Origin of the sequence: Winogradskyella sp. A3E31, from assembly GCF_046720935.1 — a bacterium.
Taxonomy (GTDB): Bacteria; Bacteroidota; Bacteroidia; order Flavobacteriales; family Flavobacteriaceae; genus Winogradskyella.
Genome location: NZ_JBHNWH010000031.1, coordinates 1 through 809 on the forward strand (window position 1 = coordinate 1; position 809 = coordinate 809).

At 35.1% G+C, this 809-nt stretch carries 1 protein-coding gene; it reads right to left on the bottom strand.

The annotated features are described in order from the left end of the window. Positions 1–139 precede the first annotated feature (139 nt). Positions 140–809 (bottom strand): hypothetical protein (locus ACFEMA_RS14725; protein ID WP_411768969.1); only part of this gene is annotated, 670 nt, incomplete at its 5' end.

Here is an 809-nt window from a genome sequence, read left to right on the forward strand (position 1 = left end):
CACAACGGTCTTGGCTATGGTTTCGTTGCGGAATGGTTCGGCAGAACTATTCCGCCGTAAACCAAAGTTAGCAAACACGCAGGAATTTCCGAGAGGAAATTCCGCCGTAATGAACTATAGCCGTTGTTGTGGTGCGTATTTATTTTTTTCGGTATGCTGTAATTTCCATTGGTCCAGTTGGAATAGCATACATTTTTATTAGTTCAGTTGTAACTTCTTTAATCGGAATTGAACTGCTTCTTTTTCCGTAAAAATATGATATGATAAAAAAAGTCGAGTCTATTTTTTCAATCATTTTTTTCTCGCCCTCTTTTCGTTTCATTTGTTCGAGGATTTCTTTGTCCCTTAGCTCTTTATTAAATTCAAATTCCGTTTCTCGTCCGTTTTCGGTCAGAACGAAAGTCATCTTTTCGATATCTTCTTTTTCCAGCGTTGTTTTTGTCGGTTCAAGTCGATAAAAGTCACATTCAAAGATTGCGTCTTTGTCGTTCGATTTTCCGTTTACAAACCATTTCAGATTATTATCGCTAATGACTTTGTATGTTGAAGTTTTCTCTTTTTTTAAGTTCAACAAATCACCATTATCCATTGTTAAAGTGGATGCTTTTTCTTTAAGTGCAAAATCTGTGTAAATATGAACACTATCGTTTTCGATTTCGAGCAGTTGAAATCCGGGATAGCCTTTTTTTCCATTTCCATGGTCAATGTCTTTCAGTAACCATTTTCCATTTAAATTTTGACCAGAAACTGAATTAAAAGTCATTGTCATTAATATTAGAAATGCTGTTTTTTTCATATGCACCACAACG